Genomic DNA, 18,932 nt, shown 5'->3' with positions numbered 1-18,932 from the left:
CTCCAAAAAGGAAGCAATAAGCCGACAGCTTAGCCCTCATTGGTTGCCCAGTTTATTTAGCGCAAAAAAAAAGCCGATTCGCGGTGTGCGAATCGGCTTCGGTTCGGTACTGCCTGGCGTCAGGACAGCAGCGAGTAAATCAACGCAGTAATCGCCACCAGGCCAACGGCCGTGACAAATACGTTGGACGCCTGGCCGCGGTACTTGGCCATGGCCGGCACCTTGCGGATCGCGTACATCGGCATCAGGAACAGGATCGACGCAATCACCGGCCCGCCCAACGTCTCGATCATGCCAAGAATGCTCGGGTTCAGCGTGGCGACGATCCAGCACACCACCAGCATGAACGCAGCCGTCATGCGGTCCAGGGTCTTCGGAGCCGGACGACGGCCAGTCTTGACCACCAGGCCCTTGAGACCTTCACTGGCGCCTATGTAGTGGCCCAGGAACGACTTGGCGATCGCCACGAACGCAATCAACGGCGCGGCGAAGGCGATGGTCGGGTTGTCGAAATGGTTGGCCAGGTACGACAGGATCGACAGGTTCTGCGCTTTCGCCTCGGCCAGTTGCGCCGGCGACAGGGTCAGTACACAGCTGAAGACGAAGAACAGCACCATCGCCACCATCAGCAGGTGCGCGCGGGACAGGATCTGCGAGCTGCGCTCATCGGCGTGCGCGCCGTACTGGCGCTTCTGGTCAACCGCGAAGGCCGAGATGATCGGCGAATGGTTGAAGGAAAACACCATGACCGGAATCGCCAGCCACAAGGTGCTGAGCAATGCCGACGGCGCCGGAACCTCACTGGCGGTACTGAGGATGCCGCCATTCCAGTGCGGAACCAGGTACACCGCCAGAAACAGCAAGGCGACGATAAACGGATACACCATCAGGCTCATGGCCTTGACGATGACTTGCTCACCGCAACGCACCACGGCCAGCAGGCCGAGAATCAGCACAAACGCCAGGATCGCCCGCGGCGGCGGCATGATGTGCAGTTGGTGTTCCATGAAGCTGCTGACGGTGTTGGTCAGTGCCACGCTGTAGATCAGCAGGATAGGAAAGATCGCGAAGAAGTACAGCAAGGTGATCAGCGCACCGGCCTTGATGCCGAAATGCTCTTCGACCACGTCAGTGATGTCGGAACCATCGCGGCCTGACAGTACGAAACGGGTCAGCCCACGGTGGGCAAAGAACGTCATCGGGAACGCCAGCAACGCCAGGATCACCAGCGGCCAGAAGCCCCCCAGGCCCGCGTTGATCGGCAGAAACAAAGTACCGGCGCCAATGGCGGTGCCGAACAGGCCGAGCATCCAGGTGGTGTCCTGGCGGCTCCAGCTTGTGAGGGTTGCAGGTGTCGTTGCATAGCGTTCGTCGACGCTATTGGCCTGATCATTCATCCGGTCGGATCTCCGCATTTCCACAGCCGGGACGAGTCAGAAAAACCTGACAGGCAGCGCCCCAGCCGTAACAAGGGCGCGATTGTCCGGGATTCTTGTGAAGAAGCAAAGACTTAGCTGAGGAACGGCGCTGCAGTGCAGGGGTTTGAAGGCGGTTTATCAGCGGCCCCGTTGATCCTTCACGGTCAGATCGTCGTATCAACCGGTCAGCTGAAATCGGTTCATGGGCCGATCATCCAAGGGCGGCGAAGAGCTGGCAATTTGTTTAAACACACCCAGTCACTCAACACTCTCCAGTGGTAAGCCGCCGGCAGAAACCCACTATCGATTTAAGTTAACGCCTTCGTATATAAGAGAAGTCTTACATACAGTAAGCCACCCTATTTCGTTCGAACTTAGGTTTACTCCAGCTTTTGTTACAGGGATTTTCCCAGGTATTGAGAGCCCCTCCTATCACGCCTATATTCCAGTTCAGCGCAAACAATAAAGGCCTCTAAACCCCCGACAACAAAATCAAACGCCTAACTTGCCAGGAGCCACTTCATGAATAAACACAGCCTTCTCTTCACCCTGATACTTTCCGCCGGAATACTCAGCCCGTTGACCAGTCAAGCACACCCGGCAGTAGAAAACTCCGACGCCAAGGCCTTGGGGACATCCCCCCGCTGGCTGACTACAAAAGTTTATATAGAGGGCGCCCCGGAGATCGACGTAAAGGACACGTACCCAGGTGTCGTTGGAATATCAGCGTGGGACCCCGAGCGTAATCGCTACGAATTTTTCTACGCCGATACCGGGCTATCAAAATACGACAACGGCGGCGGCGGTTACTTCATGGTCACCGGTGACAAGAAAAGCCATATCCTGATACCCGACAACGGGCCGACGAGAACGATCGTCAGGCAACTTGAAACGCTGAACACTCAAGAATTCACTTATTCTCGTGAAGTACCGCGCGACATGATCGACGCCAACCCTCTTGTTCGAATACATGTGGTTCATGCCCCCTACACAGGGTCAGTCACCACCACTCCCACACACTAGCCCTCAACGCTCAATTCACGACTCGCGACAACACTCATAAAAAGGCCTCACACAATGAAAACACTATTAAAGCCTTTATTGGCGTCTGTTCTATTACTCTCTACCCTTGTTTCAGGCGCCCTTCATGCACAGGCTTCCGCGCCCGAAAAAACGGTCGCCATCAGTGCGGACAATGCCGTCATGTTGACCGTCTTCCTCAAACATGACCAGTCTCGCAATTTGAACGAAATAAGAGCCAAACTCACCGAGCAGGAACTCTTTAAAGTGTTTCCTCCTGAAGGGGTCGAGATTGTCAGTTGGAACATCGCCATGGGGATCGGTCACGTCATCGTTCTACGCTTCCCCGCCTCGCGCCTGCGAGAAGTCAATCTCGCCATCGAACGCTCTGCCTGGGGGCCCTTCAGGACTGAGTTCTTTCCTACCTACGATTACATGGACATCGTAGCGGCAGAACAGAGCAAGGTACGCAAACCCGCACCCGCTAAATAATTAATTCGCGCGCGTGCAAACAGCGTCTCCCACTCGCCGAGACGCTGGCACTTTTTGCACAATCAGTGGCGCTTTCTCAGGCCCTCGGCATTTCGCGCAACAAAAATGCAGCATAATCCGGGCATCGAACTCACCGGAGAGCTGCCCCATGCCCACCACTGTTCTGGTCCTGGTTGAAACCATCAACGAATACCTGCAGATCATCGAGAGCAACGACTTTCACGTGATTCTGGCACCGACACCTGCTGAACGCGCCCAAGCGATCAAGGCCCACGGCGGGCAGATCAAGGCCGTGCTGACCCGTGGCCCGCTGGGCTTGTATGCCGACGAAATCGCCGCACTGCCGCTGCTGGAGATCATCTGTGTGATCGGCGCCGGCTACGAACACGTGGACCTGCAAGCGGCGAGCAACCGAGGAATCGTGGTGACCAACGGCGCCGGGGTGAATGCGCCGTCGGTGGCCGACCATGCCATGGCCTTGCTGCTGTCGCTGGTGCGTGGCATCCCGCAGACGGATGCGTCTGTGCGGCGCAGCGAATGGCCGAAGGTGATGCGCCCTTCCCTGGCCGGTAAGCAACTGGGCATTCTCGGACTCGGCGCGGTAGGCATGGAGATCGCCAAGCGCGCCGCCCTCGGGTTTGGCATGGAGGTGAGTTATCACAACCGCCAGCCTCGCGATGATGTGGACTACACCTACTGCGCGACCGCCGTGGAGCTGGCTCGCACGTCGGACTTCCTGATCCTGGCCACCCCCGGCGGTGCCAGCACCCGTCACTTGATCGACCGAGACGCGCTGGACGCCCTCGGGCCGCACGGCTACCTGGTGAATATCGGCCGCGGCAGCGTGGTGGTGACCGCCGACCTGATCGCCGCATTGGAGCAACGGCGCATTGGCGGCGCAGCGCTGGATGTATTCGACGATGAGCCCAAAGTGCCCGACGCCCTCAAGCGCCTGAGCAATACCGTGCTCACCTCGCATGTGGCCGGTTTGTCGCCGGAAGCTGCGCATGACACCGTGCAGCGGGTAGCCGATAACCTGGTGGAATACTTCGCCGGCCGGCCGGTGCTGACGCCGGTGACGCTACCACCACGCAACTAGTAGCGATTGGCCAGCGACGGGGCAAAACCTGACTACACTTTCTTGCGGGTAGGCTCAGGACGTCGGTGCAGGACCGGCGAAGGAACGCACAATGTTTGGCCACGGACTCGGCCCGGCCCGCCAACGCGGCGCCATTGGCCTGATCGGCGCAATAACCCTGGGGCTTGCCCTGTTGTTCCTGCTGCTGGTGGTCGACAGTGGCCGACTCTACCTGGAAAAACGCAAATTGCAGCGCGTCGCCGATACCGCGGCGCTGGAAGCAGTCAGCCGGGGCGGCAACTGCGCGGCGCCGGACAATAACGCGGCGCAATTTGCGACGCAGAGCGCGCAGCGCAATCACTTCACAGTCGATGCCAATCGTACCCTGGCCGTTGCCTGCGGCACCTTGGCCACGGGCGCAGACTTTATGCGCACCTTCAACAGCGACCCGAGCAAAGCCGAGGCCATCCGCGTGATCACCACCCATCGCGTGGCCACCAGCATTGCCCACGGCATCCTGACCTTGTTTTCAACGCAGCCCGTCAGCCTCACCACGCTATTGAGTGCTACGGCAGTAGCGGCCGCACCGTCCCCGCCGGTGGCGACACTGACGGTTCGCAGCACCCTGCTGAGCGTGGACAGTACCAAGTCTGCTGCGCTCAACGCCCTGATCGGCGGCCTGCTCGGCGGGAAGTTGCAACTGGATGCCGTGGGCTGGAATGGCCTGATCAACACCAACATCAGCTTGCTCAGCTATCTGGATGCCTTGGCTATTCGCCTGAATGTCAGTGCAGGCAACTACGATCAGCTACTCAAGACCGACGCCACCGTCGGCCAGCTGATCCAGGCCGCTATCGATGTACTCAAGCTGGGCGGTAATGCGGTCCAGGTCGTGATCAATAACCTCGAAGCGATCAAGCTGATAGCACCGGGCACGCAGATCCTGCACCTGGGTGACCTGGTCAACATCCAAAATGGCACGGACAAGAGCGCCCTGGACATCAACCTGCAACTGTTCAACCTGATCCAGGGGGTTGTGCAGTTATCGAACAAGGCCAGCGCGGTGGCGGTCGAGTTGCCGGTGGATGTGCTGGGCCTGCTGAACATCACGGTCAAGACCCGGGTCATCGAGCCCGCCCAGATTTCGGCCATCGGTAACCCGCAGTTGATCGCCACTCAACCGATTTTCGTCAGGACGGCGCAAGTCCGCACGTTGGTTTCCGTGAAACTGCCCGTCATTGATGGGCTCAACAAAGTTATCGACGCCGTCACCGGCCTGGTCGGTTTTCTGCTGGGCAGTTCCCTGGACCCCAATGTCGGCACACAAATCGATATCGCCCTGGAAGCCGCCAGCGGCAGCAGCTACGTCACCGGTTACCGCTGCAACGGCCCTGCGGACAAATCACTCTCCGTGTCAGGCACCACCTCAGCGGTGAGATTGATGGTGGGCCAGATCGACCCGCAAAACCTGTTTTCCTCGTCCCAAACCCTGAAAGTCGACGACTTCCCGTTGCTCGACCTGGGGGTCAGGACTTGCAGCAACGGCGCGTGCGATCCCAGGCAGCCCTATGCGGTCGGCGGCCTTAGCCTGAGGGTCGACAGCAGCGTCGCCAAGACGACCCGAACGCATGTCTACGTCTCGCCGCCCGAGGTGAAACAACCGCCCAGCTACTTCAGTTTCAGCGCCAATAACGTCGTCGGCAGCTTGAGCGATACCCTCAATGGCATCCGGCTGGCCAGCCATACACCCACCCTCGGCGGGCTGCTAGGGTGGGTACTTGGCTTGGTGGTCGACGTGTTGACCGGCGTCCTGAACCTGCTCAGCGGGGTCATCTCCGGCCTGCTCAGCCCGCTGCTCGACCCGCTGGTCAATAACCTGCTCGCCGGTCTGGGTATCGACCTGGCGAAAGTCGACATCGGCGCCAATCTATCCTGCAACCCCGGCGGCCGCGCCACCCTGGTGATTTAAGCGCATCAAGCCGGATGATCATCCCCCAACACGCTAACCTATTAAGCCGCCCTGACCTTGTCGCTGGGCGGCGACGCGCATTAGATTAGCCAATAGTCCAAGGCCTTTAAAATAAGCAGAAGGGATAAGCATGGCGCTTAACGACCAATCGACCCAGATTCGCCCAGGCGAAGAACTTGATGCCAGCCTGATCGATCCCTACCTCAAGGCCCACATTCCCGGCTTGAGCGGCGAGGTCAAGATCAGCCAGTTCCCCGGCGGTGCATCGAACCTGACTTACCTGCTGGAATACCCGGGCCAGGAGTTTGTGCTGCGCCGCCCGCCGTTTGGTCACAAGGCCAAGTCCGCCCACGACATGGGCCGCGAATACCGCATTCTCAATCAGCTTAAGGATGGCTTCCCGTATTGCCCCAAGGCGTATGTGCACTGCACCGATGAGTCGGTGATCGGCGCCGAGTTCTATGTGATGGAGCGCGTCAAGGGCATCATCCTGCGCTCCGACGTACCGGCCGAACTGGGCCTGGACACGACCAAGACCGACGCCTTGTGCAAAAGCTTCATCGACAAATTCGTCGAACTGCACCAGGTTGACTACACGGCCTGCGGCCTGGCCGACCTGGGCAAACCCGAAGGGTATGTGCAGCGCCAGATTCGCGGCTGGAGCGAGCGCTACGAGAAAGCCCTGACCCCCGACGCCCCGCGCTGGGAGACCGTGCGCGCGTGGCTTAACGACAAGATGCCGGCCGACCATCCGACCTCCAGCATCGTGCATAACGACTACCGCTTCGACAACGTCATCCTCGACCCGCACAACCCGATGCAGATCATCGGTGTGCTGGACTGGGAACTGACCACCCTGGGCGACCCGCTGATGGACCTGGGCAACACCCTCGCCTATTGGATCGAGGCTGGCGACCCTGCGCCGGTGCAACTGATGCGGCGCCAACCGAGCAATGCCCCGGGCATGCTCACCCGCCGCCAGTTTGTCGACTACTACGCCGAGCGCGCCGGCATCCAGATCGACAATTTCGACTTTTACTACACCTACGGCCTGTTCCGCCTGGCCGGCATCGTGCAGCAGATCTACTACCGCTTCTTCCACGGCCAGACCCAGGACAAACGCTTTGCCCAGTTCATCCACATGAACACGCTGCTGGAGCAAATGAGCCTGAATGTCATCGGCAAATCAGCCCTCTAAAGGAAACCCTATGTCCAAGACCAACCTGTTCGACCTTGACGGCAAAATTGCTTTCGTTTCCGGCGCCAGCCGTGGCATTGGCGAAGCCATCGCCAAGTTGCTGGCCCAACAAGGCGCCCATGTGATCGTCTCCAGCCGCAAGCTGGAAGGCTGCCAGCATGTGGCTGACGCGATCATTGCCGACGGCGGCAAAGCCACCGCCATTGCTTGCCATATTGGTGAAATGGAGCAGATCACCCAAGTGTTCGCCGGTATTCGTGAACAGTTCGGCCGCCTGGATATCCTGGTCAACAATGCCGCCACCAACCCGCAGTTCTGCAACGTGCTGGACACTGACCTGGGAGCCTTCCAGAAGACCGTCGACGTGAACATTCGCGGCTACTTCTTCATGTCGGTGGAAGCCGGCAAGCTGATGCGCGAGAACGGCGGCGGCAGCATCATCAACGTGGCCTCGATCAATGGCATCTCGCCGGGCGTGTTCCAGGGCATCTACTCGGTGACCAAGGCCGCCGTGATCAATATGACCAAGGTGTTTGCCAAGGAATGCGCGGCATTCGGTATCCGTTGCAACGCGCTGTTGCCGGGCCTGACCGACACCAAGTTCGCCTCGGCACTGGTCAAGAACGACTCGATCCTGAAAATGGCGCTGGCCCAGATTCCACTCAAGCGTGTGGCTGACCCCAGCGAAATGGCCGGCGCAGTGTTGTACCTGGCCAGTGATGCGTCGAGCTACACCACTGGCGTGTCGCTGAATGTGGACGGTGGCTTCCTGTCCTGACATCGCCTGGGTTTCTACGGATCGATTTACGCGTAACCTTGGCGCAGATCGATCTGTCCCAGGATGAAACATGGAATTGCACATTGTCATCAACGGCCGCAAGGACTTGGCTGCCCAGCTTTATCAGCAATTACGCGAAGCCATCTGCGCCGGGCGACTCTCGGCAGGTGCGCAACTGCCTCCCAGCCGACTGCTCGCCGAACAGTTAGGCGTATCCCGCAAGACGGTGTCCGACACCTACGCCACCTTGACGTACGAAGGTCTGCTGGTTGGCAAGATTGGCCGGGGCACCTTCGTCAATGCGTGGGCACCGCAGCCCGACCGCCAGCAAACCGCGACCGACCTGGCGTGCGCCGCCAACCTGGCCAAATGGGCGGCGTTGCCCTCGCCCATGCGCCACCCGCTACGTGACAACATCCTGCGCTACGAATTTATCGGCGGCGCGACCACGCGCAATCAATTCCCCCAGGATGAATGGCGGCGCTGCACCCAGGATGCATTGCGCCGTATCGCCCAAGACAGTGGCTTCTACAGCCAGCCGGAAGGTTTGCCGGCACTGCGCGACGCCATCGCCGGGCATATCGCCTTCTCCCGCGGGGTGAAATGCGGCGCCAGTGACGTGGTGGTCACCAACGGCGCGCAACAGGCGTTGGACTTGATTGCACGCGTGGTCGTGGAGCCGGGCACGATCGTCGCCATGGAAGACCCCGGCTACAGCCCTGCACGCCAGTTGTTCCTGGCCATGGGCGCCCGCGTTGCAGGCGTGCCGGTGGACGAGCACGGCATGCAGGTCGACCTGATCCCGGATGGCACGCGGCTGATCTACGTGACCCCGTCCCACCAGTTTCCACTCGGCATGCCCATGAGCCTGCCACGCCGCGAGGCCCTGCTGGCAAGGGCCATCGAGCTCGGTGCGATCATCATCGAAGACGACTACGACAGCGAGTTCCGCTACGAAGGCCGCCCCACCGACTCCCTGCAAAGCATGGACACCCGTGGCGTCGTGACCTACGTGGGCACGTTCTCCAAAACCCTGCTACCCGAGCTGCGCCTGGGCTACGCGGTGCTGCCGCCGGCGATTTATGGTGCGGTGCTCAAGGCCAAGCAATTGACCGACCAGCACAGCTCGACTCTGCCGCAATGGGCACTGGCCAAGTTCATCAGCGAAGGCTACCTGCAAAAGCACATTCGCCGCTGTCACAGCGTGTATGCCGGACGCCGCGAGCGCATCTTGCAGCGCCTGGCGGGTGACCTCTCGCCCTGGCTTGAAGCCGTGCCCAGCGTGGCCGGGTTCCACATGGCGGCACTGTGCACAGTGGCCGTGAACATCCCGCTGCTGATGGAACGGGCGCGCCAGGCGGATGTGGGGTTGTACCCGTTGAACGTGTTCTTCCACGACACGCCCGTGCGTGCAGGCTTGATCATCGGTTTCGGTGCCATCGAAACCCTCGACATCGACCCGGCGCTGGACAGGGTCCGCGATATTCTCCAGCAGATTGGCTAGCCGCGCGGTCGATGGGTGGGTGTCGACACCTTCAAGGCCGCTGGAACTGCTGGCGCAGCGCTTCGATCTGTGGCCGGCAGGCGCAGCCTTCCAAGTGATCATTGACCATCCCCATCGCCTGCATCAAGGCGTACATCGTGGTTGGGCCAACATAGGTCCAACCGCGCTTTTTCAAGGCTTTGGACAAGCGCACCGAAGCCGGTGACGTCGGGTTGGCGCTCCAATAGGCCATGTCCACCACGGCCGGGCGCTCATGCTCACCGGGCTCGAACGCCCACAGCCAGCGCGCCAACGACCCCGTCTCATCCACCAGCTCGCACGCCCGGCGCGCATTGTTGATGGTGGAGACGATCTTCGCCCGATTGCGCACGATGCCCGGGTCGCTCATCAAGCGCTCGATATCAGCCTCGTTGTAGTGCGCCACCCGCCGGAAATCAAAACCCTCGAACACCTGCCGAAAGCGCTCACGCTTGCGCAGGATGGTGATCCACGCCATCCCCGCCTGAAACCCCTCCAGGCAGATCTTCTCGTACAACTGGATGTCATCCGCCACCGGCACGCCCCACTCGTGGTCGTGGTAATGCGGGTATTCGGCCGCCGCGTTGCGCCAGGTGCAATGGGTGCACCCTGCTCCGTCCGTTGTCAGTCCTGATGGATCCATTCATCACCTCGCGTGCCGATGGCCGATGATACGCAAAAATATTTAAACCCGGCCAACCGCTCAAGCATCACCCTTACCGACCAACTGGTCAGACCGGGACCTGCCAACCGCCGAATATTTACTTGTGATTTGAAAAATTCCAGGCGTAGACTGGCCCCGCACTGGACTTACCGGTAAGACCACAACAATTAAGCCCTGGAACCACCAGGGCACCGAATAGAGATCCCTCCCATGCTCAGATGGTGCTCGCGTTCGATTTTCCTGCAAGTCGTCATTGGCCTGATCCTGGGCGTAGTGTGCGGCTTGGCCCTTCCTGAATTCTCCTCGCAACTCAAACCCCTGGGTGACGGCTTTATCAAGCTGATCAAGATGCTGATTGGCCTGATCGTATTCTGTGTGGTGGTCAGCGGCATTTCCGGCGCCGGCGACTTGAAAAAAGTCGGGCGCATCGGCCTCAAGTCGGTGATTTACTTTGAAGTACTCACCACCGTCGCCCTGGTGCTGGGCCTGATCATGGCCTTCAGCACGGGCATCGGCACTGGCGCCAACATCCACCTGGAGCAGCTTTCGTCCGCAGGTTTAAATGAACTGGCCGACAAGGGCCAGCACCTGCGGGGCACCAGCCAGTTCCTGATGGAGCTGATCCCCAACTCGGTGATCGGCGCGTTCGCCGACAACAACGTACTGCAAGTGCTGTTGTTCTCGGTACTGTTTGGCAGTGCGTTGAACCTGGTGGGCGAAGCCGCGTCCGGCATCTCGCGCCTGATCAACGAACTGAGCCATGTGATCTTCCGTATCATGGGCATGATCGTGCGCCTGGCGCCGATTGGCGTGTTCGGTGCGATTGCCTTCACCACCAGCACGTACGGCCTGGACTCACTGCAACACCTGGGTAGCCTGGTGGGGTTGTTCTACCTGACCTGCTTTGCCTTCGTCGGGTTGATCCTGGGGCTGGTGATGCGCCTGTCGGGCCTGCGCATCCTGCCGTTGCTCAAGTACCTGCGCGAAGAACTGCTGATCGTGATGGGCACCGCCTCCTCCGACGCCGTGTTGCCACAGATCATGCGTAAACTGGAGCACCTGGGGATTGGCAGCTCCACCGTGGGCCTGGTGATTCCGACCGGGTATTCGTTCAACCTCGACGGGTTCTCGATCTACCTGACCCTGGCCATTGTGTTTATCGCCAACGCCACCGGCACGCCGCTGTCGATGACCGACTTGCTGACCATCTTGCTGGTATCGCTGATTACCTCCAAAGGTGCCCACGGTATTCCGGGCTCGGCGCTGGTGATTCTTGCGGCAACACTCACCGCCATCCCGGCGATCCCAGTGGTCGGCCTGGTGCTGGTACTGGCGGTGGATTGGTTCATGGGCATCGGCCGCGCGATGACTAACCTGATCGGCAATTGCGTTGCCACCGTGGCCATTGCCCGTTGGGAAAAAGACATCGATATCCAGCGCGCCAACAAGGTGCTCGACGGCCAGCAAGGTTATGCCTTCCAGGCCAAAAAGCCGGTGCTGCCGGCGCATCAGGAGTTCTGACCCAGTTACATGGGTGACACAGTTCAACGGTGGGAAGGGGCTTGCCCCCTCCCACATATTGTTCATCACCCACTTGGCAATCGTATTTGCAACATCAAGGAAACTTTGAAGTGATCAGCACCTCAACTGTCGTCAATTCAGTCGTAGAGAAACTGCGCGCAGCCCTGGCGCGTGGCCAGTGGCGGCGCGGCGAAATGCTGCCCGGCCAGCGTGAACTGGCCGAGCAGATGGGCATCAGCCGCCCGAGCCTGCGTGAAGCCGTGATTGTGCTGGAAACCCTCGGCCTGGTGCGTTCCATGCCCGGCAAAGGCGTGGTGGTACTGGAAACCAGCGTCAGCGAACCGCAATCGAACGATGCAGTCGCCGAGGCCAGCCTCGAAGACATCCTGCAACTGCGCTACACCCTCGAGCCGTTCATTGTCGGCTTGGTGGCCCAGTCCATCAGCAGCAAGGAAGTCGGCCAATTGCGCCTCACGCTCATGGACATGCGCGAAGCCCTGGACGCGGGTGACGCCGAAGCGGGCATGAATGCCTATATCGGCTTTCACGAAGAGCTGTTCGCGCTGACGTCCAACCCGATTTTCCAGAACGTGGTGCAGCAAACCAGCACCGCACTCAAGCAAAGCGCCCAAGTGCTGCGCAATTCGCCTGAACACCTGGCCGAACGCCTGCAGGAAAATGAAGCCATGGTGCGCGCCATCCGCAACAAGAACAGCGCCCTGGCCAGTGCCGAAATGCGTCGGCACATCCTTCAGGAAGGCCTGCGCATGGGCATTCGCTTGAATATCCCGGACGACCATCTGGGCAGTTGATTTTTTGGAGACAGGCCATGACCGCTCACGCCGTGCAACGCAATCCAGTCGTCAACGCCCTGCCCACCATGCGCCTGGTGGCCGGTAAAAAGCCCTCGGTGGACGATATCTACCCACGGCTGTTCGACGCGATCCTCGAGCAACGCATCGCTCCGGCCAGCCGTTTTACCGAAGAAAGCCTGGGTGAAACCTTTGGCGTGAGCCGCAGTGTCATCCGCCGTGTATTGGCCAAGCTGTCCCACCAGCAGGTGGTCATCCTGCGTCCCAACCAACGCGCCCAAGTGGCTGCACCGGATGCGCAACAAACCCGGCAGATTCTGGAAGCCCGGCGTCTCACCGAAATGACCGTGGTGCAACTGGCGTGCGCCCAGGCCACGCCCCAGCAGATTCGCCAACTGCACGAGTTGATCGCGCGCGAACGCGACTGTATCGAACGCGACCAGCGTGGGCCGGCGATTCGGTTGTCGGGGGAGTTTCACCTGCAATTGGCGGCGATGGCAGGCAACGCGCCATTGGCGCAGTTTCTCAACAGCCTGGTGCCGTTGACGTCGCTGATCATTGCCCAGTATGAGACTCAGGCCTGCACGTATTGCGCGTGGCAAGAGCATGTCGCGATTGTCGAGGCGATTGAGCAACGCGACTCAAGCACCGCAGCGACCCTGATGACCCAACACCTGGATCACCTGGAAAGCAAGCTACTCAAGCACCACTGATCCCAAGTCAATGGAAATCAAACGGTGGGAGGGGGCTTGCTCCCGATTGCAGCGTGTCAGTCGCCGAATACATTGACGGATACACCGCTATCGGGAGCAAGCCCCCTCCCACATTGATCATTGCCCAGTATGAGGCCCAGGCCTGCACGTATTGCGCGTGGCAGGAGCACGTGGCGATTGTCGAGGCGATTGAGCAACGTGACTCAAGCACCGCAGCGCCCCTGATGACCCAACACCTGGATCACCTGGAAAGCAAGTTACTCAAGCACCACTGATCCCAAGTCAAATGGAAATCAAACGGTGGGAGGGGGCTTGCTCCCGATAGCGGAGTGTCAATCGACATCGCTATGACTGAGTCACCGCCATCGGGAGCAAGCCCCCTCCCACATGGCTCCGCTGGCGTTTGATACATCGTATTCCAACAAAAAGCCCCCGTATCTCTCGATACGGGGGCTTTTGTTTTACCGCAGGATCAAGCCGGTTGCAGCACCGACTGACCGCTCAACGCCAGGTCCAGCAACTCACGGTTGGCGACCGCGTACATGGCGTAGTCCGTGCCGACCGCAGCACGAATCTCCACCATCATCGCGCGCCAGCGATCAGCCATGTCCTGGTGCTGCTCAAGCCACAGGGCCACGCGGGCTTCCATGTCTTGTGGCGCGTCGGCCATTTGCAGTACCGAGATGGTGATCGCCCGCTGCTGCCAGTCCACGTCGTCGCGGAAGGCTTCGCGGGCCGCAGCCTGCCAGTTGTTGGCAACCGGCAGGTCGCTGATCTGCTGCAGGTACCACGGCAAGTCCAGTGCACTGCCAACGGCGAAGTAGGCTTTGGCCACCTCGGCGGCATCGTGCCCCGTCACGTCAGCGGCTTCGATGATCGGCAGCAAGGTATACAGGTGAGTCGTCCCTGCAACCATGCGTGCCAACAACTCCGGTACGCCGGCTTCGGTGTAAGCCTTGTAACGGGTCTGCCAGCCTTCGCGGGTCGGGCCTTCCAGCAGTTCGTCGAGCTTGAGGCCCAACGCGGCCAGGTGCGGACCGAAGTGCGCGGTGTCACGCCCGGCGTCCTGCTCGTTACGACGGCTGCGCAGGAACCAGCGCGTAGCGCGACGGCCCAGGCGCATCAGCTCATCCATCAGCTCCAGTTGCACGTCGGCGCAGACCTGGTGATCCAGGGCTTCGATCTGACGGAACCAGTGTGGGAGATGGAAGATGTCACGCACGATCACATAAGCGCCCGCCACGTTCGCCGGGCTCATGCCGGTCGACTCTTTGAGTCGTTGAACGAAAGTGATGCCCATGTGGTTGACCAGGTCGTTGGCGATCTGGGTGCTGACGATCTCGCGCTTGAGGCGGTGGCGACGCATGGCCTCGCCGAACTTGGCCACCAGGCTCGGTGGGAACGCGGTCTCCATGTCACGGGTGAGGTAGTCGTCATCCGGCACCAGCGACTTGAGCAGCGCTTCCTTGAGGTCGATCTTGCTGTACGAGATCAACACCGACAGTTCCGGACGGGTCAAGCCCTTGCCGGTGGCGGCGCGCTCGGTGAGCTGCTCCTCGGTCGGCAGGTACTCGATGGCGCGGTCCAGCTTGCCACGGCTTTCCAGGTCGCTCATCAGGCGCTTGTACTCGGCGGCACGCTCGTAGGCACGGCGCGCAGCCAGGGACAGGGCCTGGGTCTGCTTGTAGTTGTTGCCCAACACCAGGCTGCCGACTTCGTCGGTCATGCTCGCCAGCAACTGGTTGCGCTGCTTGTCGGTCATGTCGCCGGCCTGCACCACTTCGTTGAGCAGGATCTTGATGTTCACTTCGTGGTCGGAGCAGTCCACGCCACCGGCGTTGTCGATGAAGTCAGTGTTGGAACCGCCGCCATTGAGGCCGAACTCCACACGACCCAGTTGGGTCATGCCGAGGTTACCGCCCTCGCCCACCACCTTGCAGCGCAGCTCGTTGCCGTTGACGCGCAGCGCATCGTTGGCCTTGTCGCCCACATCGGCGTGGCTCTCGGTGCTGGCCTTGACATAAGTACCGATACCGCCATTCCACAACAGGTCCACCGGCGCCTTGAGCAAGGCGTTCAGCAGTTCGGTCGGGGTCAGCTTGTCGGCCTGGATGTCGAAGCGTTCTTTCATTTGCGGCGAGATGGCAATGCTCTTCGCGCTGCGCGAGAAGATACCGCCGCCTTCGGACATGATGCTGGTGTCGTAGTCGGACCACGCCGAACGTGGCAGCTCGAACATGCGCTGGCGCTCGACGAAACTGGTCGCCGGGTTCGGGTTCGGATCGATGAAGATATGCAGGTGGTTGAAGGCCGCGACCAGTTGCAGTTTGTCCGACATCAGCAAACCGTTGCCGAACACGTCACCGGCCATATCGCCGACGCCCACCACCGTGATGCTGTCTTCCTGCACGTTGATGCCGCGCTCACGGAAGTGACGCTGCACACCCACCCACGCGCCCTTGGCGGTGATGCCCATTTTCTTGTGGTCATAACCGGCCGAACCACCGGACGCGAACGCGTCACCCAGCCAGAAACCGTAGTCGATGGCGATGCCGTTGGCGATGTCGGAGAAGGTCGCAGTGCCCTTGTCCGCCGCGACCACCAGGTACGGGTCATCGTCGTCATGACGCACGACGTTGGCCGGCGGCACCAGGGCGCCGTCTTTCAGGTTGTCGGTAATGTCCAACAGACCGGAAATGAAGATGCGGTAGCAGGCAATGCCTTCGGCCGCGATCTCGTCCCGGGTGCCGCCCAATGGCAAGCGACGCGGCAGGAAGCCGCCCTTGGCGCCCACCGGCACGATCACCGAGTTCTTCACTTGCTGGGCTTTTACCAGGCCGAGCACTTCGGTACGGAAGTCTTCTTCACGGTCGGACCAGCGCAGGCCGCCGCGAGCGACGTTGCCGAAACGCAGGTGCACGCCTTCAACCCGTGGCGAATAGACGAAGATCTCGAACTTCGGCACCGGCTTGGGCAGCTCGGGAATGGCGCGCGGGTCGAACTTGAAGCTGAAGTACGACTTGTTCTGGCCGTTGGCGTCGGTCTGGTAGAAGTTGGTGCGCAAGGTGGCCTTGATCAGGTCCAGGTAGCGACGCAGGATGCGGTCTTCGTTGAGCACCTGAACGTCGTCCAGGGCCGTGAGGATCGCTTGTTCCAGGCGTTGCTGCTTGTCTTCCAGGTCATCGGCGGTGAGCTTGCGTGCCAGGTAGAAGCGGGTCTTGAACAACCGAGTCAACTCGCGGGCGATGTCGGTGTGGTTGTTCAGGGTGCTGGCAATATAGCCAAGGTCGAAGCCCAGGCGGATCTGCTTGAGGTAACGGGCGTAGGCACGCAGCAGCGCTACATCGCGCCAAGGCAGGCCGGCAGTCAGTACCAGACGGTTGAACGCATCGTTCTCGGCATCGCCGTGGACGATATGCACGAACGCGTCCTGCAGGGTGTCGTTGAGCTGCTGGATATCCAGGTTCACGCCTTCAGCGGCGATGAACGCGAAATCATGGATCCAGAACTCACGGCCATTGGCATGGCGCAGGCGGTAAGGGAATTCACCCAACACGCGCAGCCCGAGGTTTTCCAGGATCGGCAGCACGTCGGACAGCGCCAGCGGGGTATCGGCGTGGTAGAGCTTGCAATGCAGCTCACGCTGGCCGGACACCTGGCCCAGGGGCTGATAGAAGCTCATCACCAATGGGTTGGCTTCGGTCAGGCTGTTGAGGTGTTGCATGTCGACCACGGCCGAATGCGCGGCAAAACGCTCGCGGTAGCCGGCTGGGAAGCCTTTCGGGAAGTCCGCCAGCACATTGGTGCCGTGGGCTTCGCCGAAGCTTTCCACGACCAGGCTGGCGTAGTCGTCCTGCCAGCTGCGGCAGGCTTGCACCACTTCTTTTTCCAGTTGCAGCGGGTCGATGTCCAGGCGGTTCTTCGGGTCGACCCGCAGAATCAGTTGCACACGGGCCAGCACGGACTCGGAGAAGAAGGTCCAGAACTCGCAGTCCGACGCTTTCAGGCGATCCATCAGCACTTGCTGGATCTTCTGGCGTACTTCGGTGGAGTAGATGTCGCGCGGCACGTAGGCCAGGCAGTAGCAGAAACGACCGTACGGGTCTTTGCGCAGGAACACGCGGATCTTGTTGCGTTCCTGGATCTGCACGATGGACATCACGGTGCTGAACAGCTCGTCGACCGGGGTTTGGAACAGGTCATCGCGAGGCAGTACTTCAACGACTTGAGCCAGTTCCTTGCCCAGGTGCGCCTTGGCCTGGAAGCCCGAACGGCGTTCGATTTCCGCGACCTTGCGGCGAATGTAAGGAATCACCCGCACGCTTTCGCCGTACACCGAAGAGGTGTAGAGGCCCATGAAACGGCATTCCTTGATCACCTTGCCGTCGGCGTCGATCTGGCGGATCGACACATAGTCCGGGTACGCCGGACGGTGTACGCGGCTTGGGTGCGCGGCCTTGGCGAACGACAGTACGGTCGATTCACGCAGGTAGGCCACGGCGTAGTCTTCAATGCGCGTGTCCTCAGAGGTGAGGCCGGCACGCAGCAGCTTGGTCAGACCGAGGAAAGAACCGGTGTCATATTCGATATGACCGCCATCGGCCTCGTCACGTACCACAAACTCTTCATAACCGAGGAAGGTGAAGTGGTTGCCCACCAGCCATTCCAGGAAATTCTTGATCTCGGCTTTTTCTTCGCCGTCGATGGCGAACGGGCTGGCGTCGATACCGGCCAGCAGCTCCTGGACCTTGGCTTTCATCGGCTCGAAATCGGCCACGGCCACCCGGACTTCGCCCAGCACCTGCTCAAGCTCTTTGCTCAGCACGCTCAGTTCGGCGGCGTTGGCGCAACGGTCGATTTCCAGGTACATCAGCGATTCTTGCTGGATGCCTTCGCCCTGGGTGCCTTTAGGCAGGATTTCCAGCAACTCGCCCTTGCTGCCACGGCGCACGCTGAGCACGGTGGTTTGCAGGGTATGGATGCTGTAGCCACGGCGGTTCAGCTCGGTACGCACCGAGTCCACCAGAAAAGGCAGGTCGTGGTGCAGGACTTCGACCGCAGTGTGGGTCGACTGCCAGCCATGACGTTCGTAATCGGGGTTGTAGACCCGCACTTGCGGCTGGTTGTGATCAAAGCGCTCAAGCAGGCGCCAGGCAGACAGGGTGCAACCGGCCAGGTCGGAAAGGCGACGCTGGGTCAGTTCGTCCAGGGAAATGATGCCGAAGAATTGTTCAGCGAACAGCGCCACTTGTGGCAGTGCCTGTTCACTGATGTGCTGCGCCAGTGCCGCTTGCAGTTGATGCTGGAAGTCGGCCTTGCTGGCTGCGGTGAAGAACGCCATCTGTGGTACTCCGCTTGGGCTTGTTATTGATGGAAGCGTCGCGTGTTATCCCCTTGCGGGGAGACCGTCAGCTCTGTTCGCTGCTAGTGACAATAAGCACCATAAACGAATCAGGGTGACAGGTGGGTGAAGCTGGACAAGACAGTCAGGTCACATACAACTTCCATAAGATGCGCACCTTGCCGGGTGACGGTACGACGGGCAGGTCAGGCGCCAGGCACGTGCGCATCCGTTGCGCAGCTTAACGAGTGTAGGAAGAACGCTGCTTGCGACGCTGCGACATATTCGGTCATCGGTAAGCAGGCTGTGGGTTGCGGCTTGGGCAACCTGCGCAACCGGAGAGAAAATATGGCGTTTTCCAAGGCATCGAGTACCGGAAATGACTGATAGTGCCCGCCAGGTCATG

General features: G+C 60.4%; 13 protein-coding genes and 1 pseudogene. 11 read left to right on the top strand and 3 right to left on the bottom strand.

From position 1 onward, the window contains the following. Positions 1 to 119: 119 nt before the first annotated feature. Positions 120 to 1,397, bottom strand: coding sequence for a serine/threonine transporter (locus tag M5B43_RS10555; protein ID WP_248750046.1), 1,278 nt, complete (start codon positions 1,395 to 1,397; stop codon positions 120 to 122). A 543-nt stretch (positions 1,398 to 1,940) separates the two neighbouring features. Between M5B43_RS10555 and M5B43_RS10550 the strand changes: the two genes are divergently transcribed. From M5B43_RS10550 to M5B43_RS10520, 7 genes are all read left to right on the top strand, one after another. Next, a complete protein-coding gene (locus M5B43_RS10550; RefSeq protein WP_248750045.1) occupies positions 1,941 to 2,441 on the top strand; it encodes a DUF4822 domain-containing protein in 501 nt (166 codons plus the stop codon). Between the two features lie 54 nt (positions 2,442 to 2,495). Next, positions 2,496 to 2,930, top strand: coding sequence for a hypothetical protein (locus M5B43_RS10545; RefSeq protein WP_248750044.1), 435 nt, complete (start codon positions 2,496 to 2,498; stop codon positions 2,928 to 2,930). Positions 2,931 to 3,078: 148 nt separating this feature from the next. Continuing rightward, positions 3,079 to 4,029 carry a 2-hydroxyacid dehydrogenase gene (locus tag M5B43_RS10540; protein ID WP_248750043.1) on the top strand — a complete coding sequence of 317 codons (951 nt, stop codon included), beginning with the start codon at positions 3,079 to 3,081 and terminating at the stop codon, positions 4,027 to 4,029. A gap of 91 nt (positions 4,030 to 4,120) precedes the next feature. Then, entirely contained in the window at positions 4,121 to 5,977 is a 1,857-nt protein-coding gene (locus tag M5B43_RS10535) for a pilus assembly protein TadG-related protein (protein WP_248750042.1), read from the top strand. Between the two features lie 130 nt (positions 5,978 to 6,107). Then, positions 6,108 to 7,175, top strand: coding sequence for a phosphotransferase family protein (locus tag M5B43_RS10530; protein ID WP_248750041.1), 1,068 nt, complete (start codon positions 6,108 to 6,110; stop codon positions 7,173 to 7,175). A gap of 10 nt (positions 7,176 to 7,185) precedes the next feature. Continuing rightward, positions 7,186 to 7,953, top strand: coding sequence for an SDR family oxidoreductase (locus tag M5B43_RS10525; protein ID WP_034135439.1), 768 nt, complete (start codon positions 7,186 to 7,188; stop codon positions 7,951 to 7,953). 70 nt (positions 7,954 to 8,023) lie between these two features. Further along, positions 8,024 to 9,457, top strand: a complete 1,434-nt coding sequence (locus M5B43_RS10520; protein WP_248750040.1) for a PLP-dependent aminotransferase family protein — start codon at positions 8,024 to 8,026, stop codon at positions 9,455 to 9,457. 31 nt (positions 9,458 to 9,488) lie between these two features. On the opposite strand, the gene M5B43_RS10515 is transcribed toward M5B43_RS10520, so the two are convergent. Continuing rightward, on the bottom strand, positions 9,489 to 10,118 hold the full coding sequence (locus M5B43_RS10515) for a DNA-3-methyladenine glycosylase I (protein ID WP_248750039.1): 630 nt from the start codon (positions 10,116 to 10,118) through the stop codon (positions 9,489 to 9,491). 216 nt (positions 10,119 to 10,334) lie between these two features. Here M5B43_RS10515 and M5B43_RS10510 point away from each other — a divergent pair, with 216 nt between their 5' ends. The 4 genes and pseudogenes from M5B43_RS10510 to M5B43_RS10495 all read left to right on the top strand — a co-directional run. Next, complete coding sequence (locus tag M5B43_RS10510) at positions 10,335 to 11,660, top strand: C4-dicarboxylate transporter DctA (protein WP_248750091.1); 1,326 nt, start codon at positions 10,335 to 10,337, stop codon at positions 11,658 to 11,660. A 110-nt stretch (positions 11,661 to 11,770) separates the two neighbouring features. Then, complete coding sequence (locus M5B43_RS10505) at positions 11,771 to 12,472, top strand: FadR/GntR family transcriptional regulator (protein ID WP_248750038.1); 702 nt, start codon at positions 11,771 to 11,773, stop codon at positions 12,470 to 12,472. Positions 12,473 to 12,489: 17 nt separating this feature from the next. Then, on the top strand, positions 12,490 to 13,185 hold the full coding sequence (locus tag M5B43_RS10500; RefSeq protein WP_248750037.1) for a GntR family transcriptional regulator: 696 nt from the start codon (positions 12,490 to 12,492) through the stop codon (positions 13,183 to 13,185). Positions 13,186 to 13,295: 110 nt separating this feature from the next. Then, a pseudogene (locus tag M5B43_RS10495) lies at positions 13,296 to 13,460 on the top strand (FCD domain-containing protein); the annotation flags it as partial. A gap of 197 nt (positions 13,461 to 13,657) precedes the next feature. On the opposite strand, the gene M5B43_RS10490 reads toward M5B43_RS10495, so the two are convergent. Continuing rightward, positions 13,658 to 18,526 carry an NAD-glutamate dehydrogenase gene (locus tag M5B43_RS10490; protein WP_248750036.1) on the bottom strand — a complete coding sequence of 1,623 codons (4,869 nt, stop codon included), beginning with the start codon at positions 18,524 to 18,526 and terminating at the stop codon, positions 13,658 to 13,660. Between the last annotated feature and the right edge of the window lie 406 nt (positions 18,527 to 18,932).

It is taken from the genome of Pseudomonas sp. MWU15-20650 (genome assembly GCF_023242475.1).
Classification (GTDB): domain Bacteria; phylum Pseudomonadota; class Gammaproteobacteria; order Pseudomonadales; family Pseudomonadaceae; genus Aquipseudomonas.
The sequence above is the reverse complement of the archived record's forward strand: the minus strand, read 5'-3'. Positions and strand labels throughout refer to the sequence as shown.

Bases quoted from the DNA above. Each gene is read 5' to 3' on its own strand.
- M5B43_RS10555 (WP_248750046.1), bottom strand. From the start codon at position 1,397: ATGAATGATCAGGCCAATAGCGTCGACGAACGCTATGCAACGACACCT.
- M5B43_RS10550 (WP_248750045.1), top strand. From the start codon at position 1,941: ATGAATAAACACAGCCTTCTCTTCACCCTGATACTTTCCGCCGGAATA.
- M5B43_RS10545 (WP_248750044.1), top strand. From the start codon at position 2,496: ATGAAAACACTATTAAAGCCTTTATTGGCGTCTGTTCTATTACTCTCT.
- M5B43_RS10540 (WP_248750043.1), top strand. From the start codon at position 3,079: ATGCCCACCACTGTTCTGGTCCTGGTTGAAACCATCAACGAATACCTG.
- M5B43_RS10535 (WP_248750042.1), top strand. From the start codon at position 4,121: ATGTTTGGCCACGGACTCGGCCCGGCCCGCCAACGCGGCGCCATTGGC.
- M5B43_RS10530 (WP_248750041.1), top strand. From the start codon at position 6,108: ATGGCGCTTAACGACCAATCGACCCAGATTCGCCCAGGCGAAGAACTT.
- M5B43_RS10525 (WP_034135439.1), top strand. From the start codon at position 7,186: ATGTCCAAGACCAACCTGTTCGACCTTGACGGCAAAATTGCTTTCGTT.
- M5B43_RS10520 (WP_248750040.1), top strand. From the start codon at position 8,024: ATGGAATTGCACATTGTCATCAACGGCCGCAAGGACTTGGCTGCCCAG.
- M5B43_RS10515 (WP_248750039.1), bottom strand. From the start codon at position 10,118: ATGGATCCATCAGGACTGACAACGGACGGAGCAGGGTGCACCCATTGC.
- M5B43_RS10500 (WP_248750037.1), top strand. From the start codon at position 12,490: ATGACCGCTCACGCCGTGCAACGCAATCCAGTCGTCAACGCCCTGCCC.
- M5B43_RS10490 (WP_248750036.1), bottom strand. From the start codon at position 18,526: ATGGCGTTCTTCACCGCAGCCAGCAAGGCCGACTTCCAGCATCAACTG.